16 protein-coding genes are annotated in these 16,594 nt (G+C 58.1%); all 16 read left to right on the top strand.

The annotated features are described in order from the left end of the window. Positions 1-61 precede the first annotated feature (61 nt). The 16 genes from recG (at position 62) to ACMHXE_RS01730 (ending at position 16,573) form a co-directional block, all read left to right on the top strand. On the top strand, positions 62-2,137 hold the full coding sequence (gene recG / locus ACMHXE_RS01805; RefSeq protein WP_413731204.1) for an ATP-dependent DNA helicase RecG: 2,076 nt from the start codon (positions 62-64) through the stop codon (positions 2,135-2,137). A gap of 188 nt (positions 2,138-2,325) precedes the next feature. Continuing rightward, positions 2,326-3,192, top strand: a complete 867-nt coding sequence (locus ACMHXE_RS01800; RefSeq protein ID WP_335923342.1) for a DUF3014 domain-containing protein — start codon at positions 2,326-2,328, stop codon at positions 3,190-3,192. A 244-nt stretch (positions 3,193-3,436) separates the two neighbouring features. Next, positions 3,437-4,165, top strand: a complete 729-nt coding sequence (locus tag ACMHXE_RS01795; RefSeq protein ID WP_335923343.1) for a beta-ketoacyl synthase chain length factor — start codon at positions 3,437-3,439, stop codon at positions 4,163-4,165. After that, entirely contained in the window at positions 4,162-4,959 is a 798-nt protein-coding gene (locus tag ACMHXE_RS01790; protein WP_109247199.1) for a lysophospholipid acyltransferase family protein, read from the top strand. The genes ACMHXE_RS01795 and ACMHXE_RS01790 overlap by 4 nt, the downstream gene beginning before the upstream one ends. Further along, entirely contained in the window at positions 4,946-5,200 is a 255-nt protein-coding gene (locus tag ACMHXE_RS01785) for a phosphopantetheine-binding protein (RefSeq protein ID WP_025010130.1), read from the top strand. The genes ACMHXE_RS01790 and ACMHXE_RS01785 overlap by 14 nt, the downstream gene beginning before the upstream one ends. A gap of 9 nt (positions 5,201-5,209) precedes the next feature. Next, on the top strand, positions 5,210-5,458 hold the full coding sequence (locus ACMHXE_RS01780; protein ID WP_025010131.1) for an acyl carrier protein: 249 nt from the start codon (positions 5,210-5,212) through the stop codon (positions 5,456-5,458). Then, on the top strand, positions 5,458-6,006 hold the full coding sequence (locus ACMHXE_RS01775; RefSeq protein WP_025010132.1) for a hypothetical protein: 549 nt from the start codon (positions 5,458-5,460) through the stop codon (positions 6,004-6,006). Before ACMHXE_RS01780 ends, ACMHXE_RS01775 begins: the two co-directional genes overlap by 1 nt. A gap of 10 nt (positions 6,007-6,016) precedes the next feature. Beyond that, complete coding sequence (locus ACMHXE_RS01770; RefSeq protein WP_144380210.1) at positions 6,017-7,387, top strand: AMP-binding protein; 1,371 nt, start codon at positions 6,017-6,019, stop codon at positions 7,385-7,387. Then, entirely contained in the window at positions 7,380-7,742 is a 363-nt protein-coding gene (locus tag ACMHXE_RS01765) for a thioester dehydrase (protein ID WP_101055321.1), read from the top strand. Before ACMHXE_RS01770 ends, ACMHXE_RS01765 begins: the two co-directional genes overlap by 8 nt. Further along, on the top strand, positions 7,739-9,451 hold the full coding sequence (locus tag ACMHXE_RS01760) for a glycosyltransferase family 2 protein (protein ID WP_413731200.1): 1,713 nt from the start codon (positions 7,739-7,741) through the stop codon (positions 9,449-9,451). The genes ACMHXE_RS01765 and ACMHXE_RS01760 overlap by 4 nt, the downstream gene beginning before the upstream one ends. After that, a complete protein-coding gene (locus tag ACMHXE_RS01755; protein WP_028780060.1) occupies positions 9,448-11,001 on the top strand; it encodes an HAL/PAL/TAL family ammonia-lyase in 1,554 nt (517 codons plus the stop codon). Before ACMHXE_RS01760 ends, ACMHXE_RS01755 begins: the two co-directional genes overlap by 4 nt. Next, positions 10,998-11,435 (top strand): acyl-CoA thioesterase, encoded by a 438-nt coding sequence (locus ACMHXE_RS01750; RefSeq protein WP_100143393.1) that lies wholly within the window; start codon positions 10,998-11,000, stop codon positions 11,433-11,435. The genes ACMHXE_RS01755 and ACMHXE_RS01750 overlap by 4 nt, the downstream gene beginning before the upstream one ends. Next, positions 11,432-12,283 (top strand): LolA family protein, encoded by an 852-nt coding sequence (locus ACMHXE_RS01745; protein WP_413731198.1) that lies wholly within the window; start codon positions 11,432-11,434, stop codon positions 12,281-12,283. Before ACMHXE_RS01750 ends, ACMHXE_RS01745 begins: the two co-directional genes overlap by 4 nt. Next, positions 12,283-14,640 (top strand): MMPL family transporter, encoded by a 2,358-nt coding sequence (locus ACMHXE_RS01740; RefSeq protein ID WP_413731196.1) that lies wholly within the window; start codon positions 12,283-12,285, stop codon positions 14,638-14,640. The genes ACMHXE_RS01745 and ACMHXE_RS01740 overlap by 1 nt, the downstream gene beginning before the upstream one ends. Continuing rightward, on the top strand, positions 14,637-15,893 hold the full coding sequence (locus ACMHXE_RS01735) for an NAD(P)/FAD-dependent oxidoreductase (protein ID WP_413731194.1): 1,257 nt from the start codon (positions 14,637-14,639) through the stop codon (positions 15,891-15,893). Before ACMHXE_RS01740 ends, ACMHXE_RS01735 begins: the two co-directional genes overlap by 4 nt. Continuing rightward, positions 15,890-16,573, top strand: coding sequence for a DUF3261 domain-containing protein (locus ACMHXE_RS01730; protein ID WP_413731192.1), 684 nt, complete (start codon positions 15,890-15,892; stop codon positions 16,571-16,573). The genes ACMHXE_RS01735 and ACMHXE_RS01730 overlap by 4 nt, the downstream gene beginning before the upstream one ends. The last annotated feature ends 21 nt before the right edge of the window (positions 16,574-16,594 follow it).

Genomic DNA, 16,594 nt, shown 5'->3' with positions numbered 1-16,594 from the left:
TGCCAAGGGCTATTTCTCTGATAGTATATGTATAAATTCACAGTAATCCGGTGCTAAAGGTTTGCAGAGACTGGATCTTATTGCTATCACCGAGCTCAAGGGCGTAGCCGCTAAAATGGCTGAGAAACTGCACAAGCTCGGAATCAACACGGTACAGGATCTGCTGTTCCACCTGCCGCTGCGCTACGAAGACAGAACCCGCATCTACCCCATAGCCAGCCTCACTCCCGGCAGCTACGGCACCATAGAAGCCGAAATTCAGTCCAGCCAGATCATCAATGGCCGCAAGCGCATGTTGATCTGCAATGTCCGTGATGACAGCGGCACCATGACCCTGAGGTTCTTCAATTTCTCAGCCGCCCAGCGCAATGCCATGCAACAAGGACTGACTATTAGAGCCTACGGCGAAGTACGCCGTGGTAACCACCAGGCCGAGATCATTCATCCGGATTACAAAATACTCAAGGGCGACGAACCGCCCAACCTCAGCGAGACCCTGACACCCATCTACCCCACCACTGAAGGGCTCAAGCAGGCCAGCTGGATGAAATTGACCGAGCAGGCTCTAAACCTGCTGCAGGACGATGGACTGCAAGAGTTGCTGCCCGAGGCGCTGCGCCCCAATCAGCAAAGTCTGGCCCAGGCGGTGCGCACCCTGCATAGGCCCCCGGCGGATGTCGATATCTACCGTCTGGAACAGGGGCAACACCCGGCGCAGCAACGCCTGGTGCAGGAAGAACTGCTGGCACATAACCTGTCTATGCTCAAGCTCAGGGAGCGCAGCAATCATGACAAAGCCGTGCCTTTGCCGGCCACCGGCGCTTTGCTCAATCCCTTCCTCGCCGCCTTGCCCTTTAAACCTACGGCGGCGCAGCAGCGAGTGGTGGCAGATATCGGCCGCGATATTGAAAAGCCGCAACCCATGATGCGCCTGGTTCAGGGCGACGTCGGCTCAGGCAAGACCCTGGTGGCGGCCATGGCCGCGCTGCAGGCGATAGAAAACGGTTATCAGGTGGCCATGATGGCGCCCACTGAGCTGTTGGCCGAGCAACATGCGATTAATTTCAGTCAATGGCTGGAGCCATTGGGGCTCAAAGTCGGTTGGCTGGCGGGCAAGCTCAAGGGCAAGGCCAGGGCCCAGTCGCTGGAGAATATCGCCTCCGGCAGTGCCCACATGGTGATAGGCACTCACGCCATCTTTCAAGAGCAGGTACAGTTTCACAAACTGGCATTGATCATCATAGATGAGCAACACAGATTCGGCGTACATCAACGCCTGGGGCTGAGAGAGAAAGGCATCAGCCAGGGCTTTCACCCCCACCAGTTGATCATGACGGCGACCCCTATTCCCCGCACTCTGGCGATGACCGCCTATGCGGATTTGGATACCTCCATCATTGACGAGTTACCGCCGGGGCGTACCCCGGTCACCACAGTGGCCATCAGTGACAGTCGGCGTCAGGAGGTGATCGACAGGGTACGTCAGGCGGCGCTCAATGACGGTCGCCAGGCCTACTGGGTCTGCACCCTTATCGAAGAATCCGAAGTGCTTGAATGCCAGGCAGCCGAAGACACCTGCGAAGAACTGTGTGCCGCCCTGCCGGAGCTGAGCATAGGCCTGGTACATGGCCGTATGAAGAGCGCCGAAAAACAACAAGTCATGGATAGCTTCAAACGCGGCGACCTCAAGTTGTTGGTGGCCACCACTGTCATTGAAGTGGGGGTCGATGTGCCCAACGCCAGTCTGATGATCATCGAGAACCCGGAGCGGCTCGGGCTGGCGCAGTTGCACCAGTTACGCGGCCGGGTCGGCCGCGGCGCCGTGGCCAGCCACTGTGTCCTGCTGTACAAGGCGCCGTTGTCACACACGGCCACCAAACGGCTTGGGGTATTGCGCCAGAGCAACGACGGCTTTGTGATTGCCCAAAAAGATCTGGAAATCCGCGGCCCCGGTGAAGTGCTGGGCACCCGCCAAACAGGTATAGCCGATATGAAGGTGGCCGATTTGGTCAGGGATCAGGCGCTTATTCCCCACATCCAGAAACTGGCCCGTCATGTAATGAGCCAGGCACCGGAGAATGTCGATGCCATCATTCAGCGCTGGCTGGGCGACCGGCAGCAGTATGTTCAGGCCTAGTGCGCAAAAAACGTCACAAAAGTGCCAAGAGTTCAACCGGGGTTCAAGTCAGCCACCACAGGATCTGCTCTACTGGCACTATTTCACAAATAAATCTTGCTGCTAAATGGCCGAAAGCTGGACAAGATGGTCAATATTTGCAGAATGGGAGAAGCGCTGCCTCACAGGTATCAATGAAAGGAAATCCAATGCAAGTTAATCAAGAAGATAGAATCGCGCCGCAGGAAAAATCCTCTGGCAACAGTGGCATTGCTATCATCCTACTGGTGTTGGTATTGCTGATTGCAGGAGGAGCCTACTACTATTTCAGCGGTGAGCAAGAGCCGCAGCAAGCAGCAGAGCCCACCCAGGTTGAACTTCCCGAACCCGCGCCCAGCGAACCGCTGCCAACCCAAGTTCAGGTGCCAGAACCTGAAACCATGCCCGAGCCGGAAACAGAAGTGGTTCAGCCCGAAGTTGAGCCGGAACAACCTCTGCCTTCACTGTCCGAAAGTGATGAATATGTTCATGAAAAAGCCGTGGCCATGGCCGATGGTATGAAGATAGAGCCACTGCTGGTTGAACAAGATCTGGTACGCCAGTTCGTGGTGTTTGTCGATAACCTGGCCCAAGGTGAATTAGCCCGTAAAACCAGTCCGATGAAAGGCCCGAGCAACACCTTCACTGTATCTGAAATTGCCAACAAGACCTATCTGGATCCGGATAGCTATCACAGATACGACCTTTACGCCGACTTCCTCACCGGCCTCAATGACGAGCAGTTGCTCAGCACCTACCGTCAATTGTCGCCACTGCTGGAGCAGGCCTTCGATGAGCTGGGTTACCCCAACCTCAAATTCGATGAGCGGATGCAACAAGCCATCAAGGTGCTGTTGGCCACCCCTGTGATAGAAGATCCTATCGAGCTGTATGCTATCAGTGTGAACTACAAGTTTGTCGATCCCAAACTGGAAGCCCTGCCCAACGCGCAGAAAATGCTGGTACGTATGGGGCCCGACAACACCCGTAAGATCAAAACGGCACTGCGACGACTACAGAGCCAATTGAGCAACTAAGCAGCATCTGAATCACCCGGCAGTCGCCGGGTGATTCCCTTGTTAGTGAAAAGTTGTAACTGATCTTTAGCTGTAACCTAAACCCCTTCTTAAAACCCGTACTTTCAGTGTAGAATATGGCCCTTTGTACCGGTGTTTCAGAGGGAAAGGACAATCGGTACGGCGGTCGCATTCCGACCCGACAGATTCACTCCCTCACGCCCCGTAAGGGATGGCAATAAAGATCTGTGTCAGAGGCAAAGCAGTGCAACTAGCGTTCAGTATTCTCTCCTGGGGAGCCTGGTCTCCGGAGTATCAACAGCAGCAAGATTGGCAGCAGTGGCAGAGCAGCAACTGCGCCCTTGATGACAGCGATCGCCTTGCCCCCAAGTTACCCCAAGTTGCCGCCATGCAGCGGCGCCGTTTCAGCCGCCTGAGCAAGATGATGCTGGAAGCCGCCTTCCAGGCCGAGCCTCCCGGCCAATGCCGCAGCGTATTTGCCTCGCGCCATGGCGAACTCAATCGCACCATAGAACTGCTGCAGGATATTATCGTCAGGCAGCCTCTCTCCCCCATGGGTTTCAGTCAATCAGTTCACAACACCGCCAGCGGCCTGTTTGGCATAGTCACGGGCAACACAGGCGCTTCCACTTCTGTGGCTGCGGGCACAGATACCCTGTCCCAGGCCATGTTGGAAGCCTGGGCCCAATTAGCCGAAGACCCCAGCCCCCTGCTATTGGTGTTCGGCGATGACCCTGTGCCGCCCGTCTATGATGAATTTACCCAAGAGATGGAGCTGCCACTGGCCTTATCGCTATTATTGGCTCCGGCCGATGTTTCCGGGATTGCCAGAGTCACCTTGAGTCAGCAGACCGGCGCCGGGCAGCCGCTAAGCTTTGGCGCCCTGCTGCAGGCACTGGCAAACAGCACGGCAATCCAGGGGCAACTGGCCCATTGGCATTGGCAGCTGGAACCTTCACGGGAGCCGTTATGACAGCCCCGGCAACCGGTATCGGCTATTTTCCCCGTTGGCTCGCCGGCATCAGCTGTTATATCGCCTTCGGCCTCGGCGGCTTGCTGAGCTCCTTGACCATTTTACCTGTGCTGAGGTTCTGGCCCGGCGAGCGCAATGTGCGGATTAAAAGAGTACAAAAAGCGGTGCACTACATGTTCCGCGGTTTTGTGCATATGCTGACCTGGGCCGGCGTAGTCAGGGTCAGCACAGTAAATCTGCAGCGATTACAGCAGGCCAAAGGCATGGTGGTGATTGCCAATCACCCCACCCTCATAGATGTGGTGGTGTTAATCAGCCTGATGCCCAATGCCGGCTGCATTGTAAAACAGGGACTGTGGCGCAACCCCTTTCTGCGCGGAGTCGTCTCAGCCGCCGGTTATATTCCCAACCGCGGCGCCGAGCTGTTGCTACAGGACTGCCGCGAAGTGTTGGCCAGAGGCACCAATCTGATCATCTTTCCCGAGGGCACCCGCACGGTAAAAGGCGCAGTGATCAATCCCTTTGCCCGCGGTTCGGCCAATATCGCCCTGCGCGCCGGGGCCGATATTCTGCCAGTGGTACTCAGGGTGGTTCATCCCGGACTCACCAAACAGGATCCCTGGTACGAAATCCCGAGACGCACCATACAGATGCAAGTGGAAACCGGCGCAAGCATAGCGCATCTGAGGTATGATGCCGAAAGCGGTGGCGATGCCCGGATGGCACGCCAACTCACCAGAGATCTGGAAACCTATTACAAACAACAATTAGATATAAATTATGAGCTTACATAACGAAATTAAACAGCTAATCATAGATTGCCTCGATCTTGAGGATATCAGTATCGACGATATAGATACCGAAGCACCGCTGTTCGGTGAAGGGTTGGGACTGGATTCCATCGATGCACTTGAGCTGGGCTTGGCGATCAAGAAGCAGTTCGACGTCAAGATCGAAGCCAACTCAGAGGCAACCAAGGCCCACTTTTACAGTGTTGCCAGCCTTGCCGCGTTTATCGAATCCCAGCGCGCGTAGGAGGTGCTCATGCAAAGCCGTGAACAGATATTGGAAATGCTGAGCAAGATCCTGGTCGATGAGTTTGAAGTGGATGCCGAGGCGATAACCCCTGAGGCTTCCCTCTATGAAGAGCTGGATCTGGACAGCATAGATGCGGTGGATCTGGTGATCAAACTGCAGCAGCTGACCGGCAAAAAGATCCAGCCCGATGAATTCAAGTCGGTACGGACGGTCAACGACGTGGTTAACGCCATCGAGGGACTGGTTAAAGACTGATGCGTGCCCTGGCTCAGACAGTCACGGCCCTGTTGCTGCTGGGATATCCCCTGGCGGTATATCTGGGGCTGAACTATCTGCCGGGCAATGGCCTGGCACTCTTGCTGGCGGCCTTGCTCGGTGCCAGGTTGCTGCTGGGGAAGCAAAAGCTCAAGGCGCTGGCCGCCCCGGTCGTTCTGGGGTTACTGCTGGCGCTCGGCAGCCTGCTCGCCAAGCGTCAGGACTGGCTGCTGTACTACCCTGTGCTGGTCAATGCCTGCATGCTGGTGCTGTTTGCCTCTTCGCTGCTTAAAGGTCCCAGCATGGTGGAACGTCTGGCCAGGTTGGCCGAGCCGGATCTGCCCGAGGAAGCCAGGCCCTACCTGGTAAGGGTCACACAACTCTGGTGCGGTCTGTTTGTCTTCAACGGCGGCATGGCGGCTTATACGGCGCTGTTTACCAGCCTGGAGACCTGGACCCTGTACAACGGCCTGATAGCCTATCTGCTGATGGGGCTGCTCGGTGGCGGAGAATGGCTCTATCGCCACTTTTGTCTGAAGCGATCATAAAGGGACAGTTATGACAGAGTTATTGAAAACCTGGCTTACCCAAGGCCCAGCAGGGCAACAACTGATCAGTTTTAACCACCATGACATAGTCACGGGTTCACTGTTCGCCACCCAGGTCTATCATCTGCATCAGCGCCTGCAAGCCCGGCCGGAAAAGCGTTGGTTACTGGCCTGCGACAGCAGCGATCTGTTCGCCGTTGGCCTCTGCGCCGCCCTGTTGTCGGGCAAGCAGATCATACTGCCGGCCAACACTCAGCCGGGTACTCTCAGCGAACTGACCCAGGAGTTTGATGCCATAGTGTCAGACCGCCCCCTGTGTGAGGGCAAGATCTGGCTCGAGCTGAAAAAAGAGCTGTCACTGCCCCACTCGCCCTGGCCGCAGATGGCCGAGGGGGACGAGTTCGGCGAACTGCTGCTGTTCACCTCAGGCTCCAGCGGCCAACCCAAGGCGGTTCGCAAGCGTCTGCAGCAACTGGATGCCGAAGTCAGTGTGCTGGAGCAGACCTTCGCCGCTCACCTGCCACACTGCAGCGTGATTGCCACCGTCAGCCACCAGCATATCTATGGCTTGCTGTTTAAGATTCTCTGGCCACTGGCGGCCAGTCGCCCCTTCCTCAGCGATCTGGTGGAATACCCGGAAACCCTGAGTTATTACACCGCCCTATTTCCCAACCTGTGCCTAATCAGCAGCCCGGCGCAGCTGTCGAGGCTGCCGGATGCGCTGGAGCATGAGCGCCAGTTGCACACTCCCAGCCTGATCTTCAGCTCCGGCGGGCCCCTGAGCCTGGAAGCCGCCCAAGGGGTCAAGCGCTGCTACGGTAGCCTGCCAATCGAGGTCTACGGCAGCACGGAAACCGGCGGCATAGGTTATCGGCGCCAACAGAGCAGCGACACGCCCTGGCAGGCCTTTGCCCCCATGGAACTGAGCAATGACAGCGACGGCGCTTTGCTGCTGCGCTCGCCCTATCTCGAAGACGACGGCCAATACCGCTGTGAAGACAAGGTTCGGCTGCTGGGCGAAGGCCAATTCTGCCTCGAAGGCCGCTTGGACCGCATCGTCAAGATAGAGGAAAAGCGCCTGTCTCTGGTGCAGATGGAAACCTTGCTCAACGCCCATCCCTGGGTGACCCAATCGCATCTGGTGCTGCTGGAAAACCCCAGAGTACAACTGGGCGCGGCGGTAGAGCTTTCCGCCGCCGGTAAGGCACAGCTGGAGGCCGAGGGTAAACTCAGCATCAACAACGCCCTCAAGGCCCATCTGCTGAGCCAATTTGAACGTGTGACTCTGCCAAGGCGCTGGCGCTATCCACAGCAGCTGCCACTCAACGCCCAGGGCAAGTTGCTCAAAAACGATATTCTTGAGCTGTTTGATCATGATTAAGTCTGTTCTTCCGCCCATTGTTCAACACCGGCATCAGGACAATGAAGCCAGTTGGCGCCTGAGCATTCCGGCCGAGCTGCCTATGTTTGCCGGCCACTTTCCCGGCCAGCCGGTATTGCCCGGCGTGACTCAACTGGACTGGGCCGTGCGTCTCGGCAGCCAGGCATTCGGCTATGATGCCGAAGTCGCGGTACTCGAGGTGCTCAAGTTTCAGCAACTGCTGTTGCCGAATATGCAAGTCACCCTCAGCATCAGCAATAACCCCGCCAAGGGTAAACTGAGCTTCAGCTACAGCAACGGCGAACAGAAGTTCGGCTCGGGTCGTATTGCCTTCAAGACAGAGGCCAAGCAATGAAGCTGGCGCTGATCATCCCCAATTACAACCACAGGGGCCATATCGCTGCAACGCTGGAAGCCCTCAAACCGCTGGGGCTGCCCTGCTTTTTGATCAACGACGGCAGCGACGATGAGACCCGCTATCTGTTGCAACAGTTGGCCGAACAACACAGCGACTGGGTCAGCCTGCTGCATCACCCTTATAACCGCGGCAAGGGCGCCGCCGTGATGACAGGCCTGCGCGCCGCTTGGGCTGCGGTTTTTTCCCACGGCCTACAGGTGGACGCCGACGGCCAACATAATCTGGAAGATATTCCGGCGCTAATCGCCAGGGCGCAGCTCAACCCCAAGGCGCTGATCTCCGGCCTGCCGCAATATGATGATTCCGTGCCCAAGGGTCGGCTCTACGGCCGTTACCTGACCCATTTTTGGGTCTGGGTCGAGACCCTGAGCCTGGATATCCGCGATTCCATGTGCGGCTTTCGAATCTATCCACTGGCGGCCACCGAAGCCCTGCTTAGTAGCGAAGCCCTCGGCGAGCGGATGGACTTTGATATCGAAGTCATGGTGCGTCTCTACTGGCGTGGTGTTGCCATAGAGCATATCCCCACCAAGGTGATCTACCCGGAAGACGGCAGCAGCCATTTTCAGGGGCTGGCCGACAATGTGCGGATCAGCAAGCTGCACAGCAGGCTGTTTTTCTCCATGCTGTGGCGCAAGCTCAAGGGGCAGAAACTGGGGCCAATACAAGCGGCACAAGACAACCCCCAAGGCGCCCATTGGTCCAACGTCAAGGAACGGGGCAGCTACTGGGGTATCAAGCTGCTGGCCGAAAGCTATCGTTTCGGCGGCCACTGGCTGGCACGGGTAATCATGTACCCAGTGATCTGTTACTTCTTTATCACGGGGCGACAGGCCCGCGAGGCGTCACAAGCGTTTCTAAAGCGGGTGCAGACACTGGAGCCACAGCACCCGAGCCTCGGTCAGCCAGTGACTTGGCGCGACAGCCTGCGCCACTTCTTCGCCTTCGGCAATGCCGCGCTGGATCGCATCGATGCCTGGTGCGATCGCATTCGCTTGCAGCAGGTGGAGTTCAGCGACCGTCAACAGTTGGCCGAGCAGTTACAAAGCGGCCAGGGAGCCGTGTTGCTGGTGTCCCACCTTGGCAATATCGAGCTGTGCCGCGCCATCTCCATTCACCAGCGCAAGGTGAAAGTCAATGTGATGGTGATGACCCGCAATGCCGAAAACTTCAACCGGGTGCTCAAGCAGCTGAACCCGGACAGTGAACTCAACTTACTTCAGGTCACCGAACTCAACCCGGCCACCTCCATGTTGTTGCAAAGCAAGGTCGAGGCCGGTGAATTGGTGGTGATTGCCGCCGATCGCACCTCCAGCCACAGCCCGGGTCGTACGGTAAAAGTGCCATTCCTCGGCGAGATGGCGCCCTTCCCCCAGGGCCCCTTTATTCTGGCCGGTCTGCTGGACTGCCCCATCTACACCATGTTCTGCCTGCGGGAGCAGCAGGGCTATAAAGTCTGGCTCGAGCCCTTCGAGCAGAGCCTCAAAGGCCCGAGAGCCGAGCGGCAGCAGCGACTGCAACAGGCAGCAGGCCTCTATGCCCAGCGACTGGAACATTTTGCCCGCAAGGCACCACTGCAGTGGTTTAACTTTTTCGATTTTTGGCGGCAGGACCAAGTTGCTGACCGCCCCAAGGACAATTCATGAGCGCAACAGTTAAGGCCACCAAGACGGTCGGCTTCGGCCAAACATCACTGACACTGGAACAGGTGGTCGCCATCGCCAAAGGAGCGCCGGTGACCCTCAACGCCAGTGCAGAGTACCGTGACTATATCCAGCGCGGCGCCCGCTTTATCGACAGCCTGCTTCATGAAGAAGGCGTGGTCTATGGGGTCACCACAGGCTACGGCGATTCCTGTACCGTCAATGTCGGCCCGGATCTGGTACACGAGCTGCCGCTGCATCTGTCGCGCTTTCATGGCTGCGGCATGGGCAAGGTGCTGGAGATCCCCCAGGCCAGAGCCGTGATGGCCTGTCGCCTCAACTCACTGGCCGTGGGTAAGTCCGGTGTCAGCTATGAGCTGCTGGAACGCATAGCCCTGCTGCTGAACCTCAACATAGTACCGGTGATCCCGGAGGAAGGCTCTGTGGGTGCCAGCGGCGATCTCACGCCACTGTCTTATCTGGCCGCCGTACTGGTTGGCGAGCGGGAGGTCTTCTATCAAGGACAGCGCCGCGCCACCAGCGAGGTCTATGCTGAACTTGGGATCAGCGCCCTCAAGCTCAGGCCCAAAGAGGGCCTGGCACTGATGAACGGCACCGCCGTGATGACGGCGCTGGCTTGTCTGGCCTATGACAGGGCCGAGTACCTGAGCCGCCTGTGCGCCCGCATTACCGCCATGGCCTCACTGACGCTCAAGGGCAACTCCAACCATTTCGACGAGATACTGTTTGCCGCCAAGCCACATCCTGGGCAGAACCAGGTCGCGGCCTGGATCCGTGAAGACCTCAACCACCACGAGCACCCACGTAACTCAGATAGACTACAGGACAGATATTCGATTCGCTGCGCGCCGCACATTATTGGGGTCTTGGCCGATGCCCTGCCCTTTATGCGCCAGTTTATCGAGACCGAACTCAACAGCGCCAACGACAACCCGATAGTGGACGGCGAGGGGGAACATATTCTCCATGGTGGCCACTTCTATGGCGGCCATATCGCCTTTGCCATGGACAGCCTCAAGAATGCGGTGGCCAATTTGGCGGATCTGCTGGACAGGCAGATGGCTCTGGTGATGGATCCCAAATTCAACAACGGCCTGCCGGCCAACCTGTCGGCCAGCCAGGGCGAGCGCAGCCCCATCAACCACGGTTTCAAGGCAGTGCAGATAGGTTGCTCGGCCTGGACCGCCGAGGCACTGAAACACACTATGCCCGCCAGCGTGTTCTCACGCTCTACCGAGTGCCACAACCAGGACAAGGTCAGCATGGGCACCATTGCCGCCCGTGATGCCCTGCGGGTATTGGAACTGACCGAGCAGGTGGCCGCTGCCGCACTGCTGGCCATGAGTCAGGGGATCCGCCTGCGCCTGCTCGCCGGTGAACTGGAACGGGAGTCGCTGACCGAGTCAGTAGCTACCACCCTGGCGCAGCTGGAAGCCGACTTTGAACTCTTGATTGAAGACAGGCCGCTGGAAGCCTTGTTGCGGCAAACCCTGGCCAAGATCCAAGCCGGGGAGTGGGAGGTGTGCCGATGAAAGCTATCCTCAGCACTGAAATAGAGCTGGAGATCCCCTTCCACGATGTCGATTCCATGGGCATTACCTGGCACGGCAACTATCTGCGTTATTTTGAAATAGCCCGCTGCAAGCTGCTGGACAGGTTCGACTACGGCTACCGGCGGATGCAGGAGTCGGGTTACGCCTGGCCGATAGTGGATCTGCAGCTGAAATACGTCAAACCCAGCCGTTTCGAGCAGAAGATCCGGGTGAGTGCCGCCTTGGTTGAGTGGGAAAATCGGCTGAAGATCAACTACCAGATTTGCGACGCCGCCAGCGGTGAGCGCCTCACCAAGGGCTACACCATACAGGCCGCGGTGGATATGCAGACTCAGGAACTGTGCTTGGTGACCCCGCCGGTGTTCCGCGAGCGCCTGACGCCCTTTATCGCGGCCGCCGAGGCCAAGTCATGAAACCTTCAGCCTGCGGCTTTCGGCTCACTCGGCAGCCAGCCACACTGCTTGGGCTGCTGGGACTGGTTTGGTTTGGCGCCGCTTGCAGCAACATGGCTTTAGGGGAAGTGGCGCCAGCCACTATGGTATTGGGAGAAATGGCGCCAGCCACTATGGCATTGGCAAAAGTGGCGGCTGATAACACTCAGACAGAGCCGGTGGCAGTATTGGCCGCCGAAGCCAAGGGAAAAATCAGGCCGGAGGCGCAGGCATTCGACAAACTCTTTGCCAGGGCGGCCACAGAGCAGGCTCTGCAGCAGTTAAGCACTAAGATGGCTCTCAGCGACAGCAGCCGAGGCCAGTTTGAGCAGGTGCGCTGGCTCAGGGTGCTGAAGCAGCCACTTCGCAGCAGCGGCGAATTTCTGTATCAGCGAGAGCTGGGCATGCTCTGGCAACAGCAGACTCCCTTTGGCAACCTCTTGCTGCTGAAACAGGGCGAGCTTATCCAGCAGGACAGCCAGGGCAAGCTCAGTGTCACCAAGGCCGATACCGGCCCGGCGGCCATGGCTGAAATGCTGCCGCGCATGATGCAATCCTTGCTCTCCGGTGATATTCAGGCATTGAGCCAAGGGTTTGAACTCTATCTGCTCAATGACCAAGCGGGTCATTGGCAACTGGGACTCAAGGCCAAGGAGCAGACAATGGCGGCTCTGCTGCCGCAAATGGTGCTCGAAGGCAATAAGGATCTCGAATCTCTGACCCTGCTGGCCAAGAACGGCGATATCAGCCAGATATTCTTCTCTGAACTGGATAAATCACCACTCAATGACAGCGAGCGCGCTCGCTTCTTTCCCGAGGTGGCCCCCTGATGTCGCCTCGCCCTGAGCGCTCTCGTCCCGGGCTCTCGGCGCCGGTTGGCCTGCTGTTGTGGCTGGGGCTGCTGACGCTGCTTATTCTGCTTGGCGTCTGGCAGTGGCAACAGGGCGGCCGTATTCAGAGCGACATTCTCGCCATGCTGCCCAAGGTGCAGGAAGATCCGCTCGCCGAAGCGGCGCTGAAACGCATGGAGCAGAAACTGGGCAATCAAGTGTATATCGGCCTGATTGCCAAGAATAAGCCTCAGGCGATCGACGCCGGCAAACAGCTGCAAAGTGCGCTGAAAAAGGAGCAAAACGCCTTTAAGAGAGTGCGCAGCGCCGAGGCCGACAATTTCAGCGCCCTGGGGCGTTTCTATTTCCCCTATCGCATGGGGCTGCTCAGTGACAGCCAGAGGCAGCAACTCGCTAGCGGTGAATTAACCACTCTGATTCAAAACGCGCAGCAACAGCTCTACAGCGCCTTTGGCACCGCCGGCAGCGAGCTGATTGCCGAAGATCCGCTGTTGCTGTTCCCCGACTGGCTCAAGTCGCTGGCCGAGGGCCGCAGTCTCACCCAGGCCGAGGGCATACTGTTGGCGCCAACGCCGCAAGGCCAGTATGCAGCCATAGTGATGGCCGAGGGCATAGGCAGCGCCTTTAACCCGCAGCAACAGGCAATCCAGCTCAAGGCGCTGGAGCAAGCCTTGGCACCTCTGCCGCAAGATATTCGAGTGCTCAAGGCCGGCGCCCTGTTTCATGCCGCGGCCGCCACAGAATCGGCCAAGAGCGAGATCAACCGTATCGGATTAGTCTCCCTGCTTGGAGTGATCCTGCTGGTGCTGCTGGCGTTTCGCTCCTTGATGCCGCTGACGGTGGCACTGCTCACCCTGGGCAGCGGATTCCTGGCGGCGACGGTCACTACCCTGACACTGTTTGGCGAACTGCATCTGCTGACGCTGGTGTTCGGCACCAGCCTTATCGGTATCGCCATCGACTACAGCTTTCACTTCTACTGCGAGCGCTTGCAACATCCCAAGGCTTCTCCCAGGCAGGTGATTGGCCTGATATTCCCGGCCGTGACCCTGGCCTTGATCACCAGTGTCGGCGCTTACCTGGGCATAGGCCTGGCGCCTTTTCCCGGCATGCAACAGGTGGCCGTGTTTTGTGCCAGCGGGCTGATTTTCACCTGGCTGACACTGCTGCTGGCGTATCCGGCCATAGCCTCCAGCCCTTTGCTTGCCGGAGACAGCCGCCTGGCGCTGGCTGGCCGCTTACTGAGTCTCTGGCAAGCTCTCGGTCGGCGCAGCAGTCTATTAATCCTGCTGCCACTGGGGTTACTGCTGCTGTTTGGCGGCATTTATCTCAAGGCCAACGATGATATCCGGGCACTACAGAGCAGCCCACCAGCGGTCAGCGAGCCGGAAAATGCTCTCAGGCAACTGCTGAGTGGCGGCACGGACAATCAGTTCCTGCTGATCCGGGGTGACAGCGCCGAGGAGATGCTGCAACGTCTCGAACTGCTGGCGCCCGGGCTCGAGCGTTTAATTGCTGAAGGCAAACTCGGCAACAGCGTGAATATCGCCCGCTATTTGCCGAGCATCAAACGCCAGCAGCAAGATCATCAGCTGCAGGGGCTTATCTATCGCCAAACAGACAAGGTTTTGGACACCCTGGGGCTGAATGCCGAGTTGGCCGGGCCGCTCTCGAGGCAATGGGCCGAATTCCAGCCGCTCTCGGCCACAGACTGGCTCGCCAGTGAAGGGGCTAAATCCTCAGGGCTGAGTGACCTCTACCTCGCCCCCACTGACGGAATAACGGCTCACGCCGCCATAGTGCTGCTCGGCGGCATCCGCGATCTCGACGCCCTCAAGCAGCTGGCAAGCAGCAACCCGGGCGTGCAGTTGGTCGACAAGGTCGCCGATATCTCGGCGCTGATGGCCAAATACCGTCAATTGACCCTGCTGATGCTGGCACTGGCACTGATGTTGGCGGCGGTGATTTTCAGCTGGCGCTTTGGTTTGCGCCGCGGCCTTTGGGTGGCGCTGGTGCCGACTCTGGCGGCAATTCTGACTCTGGGCGCCCTTGGCTGGCTCGGCAGCGGCTTGACCCTGTTTCATGCCCTGGCACTGGTGTTGGTGTTCGGCATAGGCGTGGACTACAGCCTGTTTTTTGCCGAAGCCAAACAGCATCCCAGTGGCGTGATGTTGGCGGTGCTGATGTCTGCCGCCTCCACCCTGCTGGCCTTTGGCCTGCTGGCTTTGAGTGACACCTATGCCATTGCCGCCTTTGGTATAACCCTGGCGCTGGGCATAGGTTTTACCCTGTTACTCGCTCCCCTAACCTCAACTCTTACAAGGAATGCAAAGTGAACACTGCCAATGCCGTGGAACAAGTCGATGTGGTAATTATCGGTGCTGGGCCATCCGGCTCGGTCGCGGCCAGTCTGCTGAAACAACAAGGAGTAGATGCCCTGGTGCTGGAGCGAGCCCAATTTCCACGCTTTTCCATCGGAGAGAGCCTGCTGCCCTGCTGCATGACAGTGCTGGAGCAGGCTGGGATGACAGAAGCCGTAGCCGAGGCAGGGTTTCAGTTTAAAAACGGCGCCGCCTTTCGGCGCAACGGTCGCTACACCACCTTTGATTTCAGTGACAAGTTTACCCCGGGCCCCGGCACCACCTTTCAGGTTCCCCGAGGCCAGTTCGACAAACTGCTGGCCGACACCGCCAGTACCCAAGGGGTAGAGATACGTTATGGCCAGACGGTCACCGCGGTGGATCTCAGCGCAGAGCCACGGCTGACAGTGGCAGACGAAAATGGACGAGTCTATTCAGTGCAGGCCAAATATCTGCTGGATGCCAGTGGCTTTGGCCGAGTACTGCCAAGATTGCTGCAGCTGGAATGCCCCTCCAGCCTGCCGGCCCGCTCGGCCATCTTTACCCATATTGAGGACAATATCAGCGACCCGGAGTTTGACCGCAACAAGATCCTTATCAGCGTGCATCCGCGCAACAAGGATATCTGGTATTGGTTGATCCCCTTCAGTAACGGCACCTGTTCGCTGGGGGTGGTGGCCGAACCGCACCTGCTGGCAAGACTCGAAGGCAGCCTGGAGCAGCAACTGCGCACCATAGTCAATGAAGAGCCAGGGCTGGAGGCGCTGCTTAAGGACGCCAGAGTGATCCGCGACTGCGCCACCTTGAAGGGCTATTCGGCCAATGTCAGCACCCTGGCCAGCGACAAGTTTGCCCTGCTGGGCAATGCCGGTGAGTTTCTCGACCCGGTATTCTCCTCCGGGGTGACCATAGCCATGCACTCGGCCAGCCTGGCCTGCGACTGTCTGGTACGCCAGCTCAAGGGGGAAGCGGTAGACTGGCAGCAGAATTATGCCGAGCCCTTGATGCTGGGGGTCAACACCTTCCGCACCTATGTGGAAGCCTGGTATGACGGCAGATTCCAGGAAGTGATCTTCTTTGAAGACGCCAATCCCAAAATAAAACAGATGATCTGCTCTATCCTGGCGGGCTACGCCTGGGACAGCAACAACCCCTTTGTCAGTGAATCCCGGCGCAGATTGGATCTGGTGGTGAACCTCTGCCGCGACGCTGTCGAGGAAGCCTTATGACAACCGCTGTCACCCGCATGCTGCTGCTTGCCACTGTGCTGGTTGGCCTGGGCGGCTGCAGCCAAATATTGTATCGCCAAACCTGCGTTGCCCTGGCAAAGGATGTCAGTTATTGTCTGGCGCCGCTGCCGCTGAACCAGGCCGCGCCCAAGGGACAAACCTCTGATACCAAGGCTGCCAATGGCTCAAAGCAGCCAGATGAGCCCCAGGGCGGTGGCTCGGTTCAAGCTCAAACTTTGGAGCAAACGCTCAGTCTCAGCCAGCAGGTGCGGCTGCAACGAGGGGAGCAGAGCCATGAGCTTATCAGCCAACTGGAACTGCAGCCGCAGCAGATGACTGTGGTGGGGCTGGCACCTCTGGGCCAAGCACTGTTTACCTTGATCTACGATGGACATACACTGACCAGCGAGCAGAGTGTGCTGCTCGGCAATGAGTTTAAAGCAGAATATCTGCTGGCCTTGTTGCAGCTCATCTATTGGCCGGAGGAAAAGCTGAACGCTTATCTGGATGGCGCCAGGGTGAAACTGGAAGATTGCGCCGCCGTCCTGTGCCGGGTATTGCTGAGCAATGACAATCGCGAGCTGATGCGGATAAGTTACTCCAGCCCCGACATCTGGCATGCGGAAGTGGCCATGAACATGCCGCAGGCCGATTTAAAACTGAACATTAAGCCCCTGTAATGAATACAGGGCCGGATCCCA

Origin of the sequence: Shewanella sp. BJSY2023SW007, from assembly GCF_047314525.1 — a bacterium.
Taxonomy (GTDB): domain Bacteria; phylum Pseudomonadota; class Gammaproteobacteria; order Enterobacterales; family Shewanellaceae; genus Shewanella; species Shewanella chilikensis.
The sequence above is the reverse complement of the archived record's forward strand: the minus strand, read 5'-3'. Positions and strand labels throughout refer to the sequence as shown.